The 1,370-nt window shown below is 77.7% G+C and carries 1 protein-coding gene; it reads right to left on the bottom strand.

Annotation, left to right across the window (positions count from 1 at the left end):
• Nucleotides 1–1,352: glycerol-3-phosphate dehydrogenase/oxidase (locus C667_RS22975; RefSeq protein ID WP_051174716.1), on the bottom strand; the 1,352-nt coding region annotated here is incomplete at its 3' end.
• Between the last annotated feature and the right edge of the window lie 18 nt (nt 1,353–1,370).

Raw genomic sequence — 1,370 nt, 5'->3', positions numbered from 1 at the left:
CGCACCGCGGCGGCGCCGGGCAACAGGCCGGGCGGAAGCCCCGGGGGCGTGCCCGGCAGGGCCGCGTCGCCGCCCGCCTCTCCCTCGCCTTCCGCGCCGGCGCACACACCGCAGTCGAGCGCCAGCGTCGCCGTCGGCGAACTCCGCCGCGCCAGCCCGCCGACCGCCTCGGCCGCATCCACCGCCTCCTCGGCCATCGCACGATAAGTCGTCCATTTGCCGCCGAGCACACTGACCAGGCCCTGCGCCGAGACCTCGACGCGGTGCTCGCGCGAGATCCGGCTGCTGGCGCCGCCCGGCTCGCCCCCGCCTTCACCCTCCCCAAGCAAGGGCCGCAGGCCGACGAAGACGCTGCGCACCGCCCCGGGTGTGGGCGGGCGGCGCAGCCAGCGCGCCGCGGCGGCCAGCAGGTCGTCCACCTCGCCCGCGAGCGGCTCGGGTTCGTCCGGCGCGTCCGCGCGCGGCGTGTCGGTGGTGCCGATCAGCACCTTCCCGCCCCAGGGAATCATGAACAGCACGCGCCCGTCCGGCATGCGGGGGACCAGCAGCGCGTCGCCACCGGGCAGGCAGTCGGCGTCGACCACCAGATGCACGCCCTGGCTCGGGCGCAGCAGCGCCCGGGCGGCCGGGTCGGCGCGCCGGCGCAGCGCATCGCCCCACACGCCGGTGGCGTTGATCACCGCGCGCGCGGCGACCCGGTAGGTACGCCCGCCCTCCGCCTCGTGCACGACGACGCCGCGCAGCCGGCCGTCTTCCACCACCAGCGCGTGCACGGCACAGTGGTTGAGCAGCAGCGCGCCGTGGGCGCTCGCCGTGCGTGCGAGCGCGAGCGCCAGGCCGGCGTCGTCGAACTGGGCGTCGTGGAAGGCCACGCCGCCGCGCAAGCCCTCGTCGCGCAGGCCGGGCAGCGCCACGCGCAGGCCGGCGGCGTCGAGCATCCTGCAGCCGCCCAGCCCGTCCGCCCCCGCGAGCGCCTCATAGGCGCCGAGGCCGACGCGCAGCAGGAGCCGCTCCGCCAGCATGCGCGCGGGCACCACCAGGCGCAGCGGATGCACCAGCGCGGGCGCATTGCGCAGCAGGTGTCCGCGCTCGCGCAAGGCCTCGCGCACCAGGCCGATGCGGCCCTGGGCGAGGTAGCGCACGCCGCCGTGGATCAGCTTGGTCGAGCGCGAGCTGGTGCCCGCGGCGAAGTCGCGCGCCTCGACCAGCAGCACCGAATGACCGCGCGCCGCGGCGTCGAGCGCGCACCCCAGCCCGGTAGCGCCGCCACCGACCACGACCAGGTCGACCGCGTGCGTGTCGGCGAGGCGGCCGAGCAGGCGGGCGCGGGCGTGCGGGTGGGCGGCTTCCATGAGCGCGAGCGGCGCGAG

It is taken from the genome of Thauera phenylacetica B4P (assembly GCF_000310225.1).
Taxonomy (GTDB): domain Bacteria; phylum Pseudomonadota; class Gammaproteobacteria; order Burkholderiales; family Rhodocyclaceae; genus Thauera; species Thauera phenylacetica.
The sequence above is the reverse complement of the archived record's forward strand: the minus strand, read 5'-3'. Positions and strand labels throughout refer to the sequence as shown.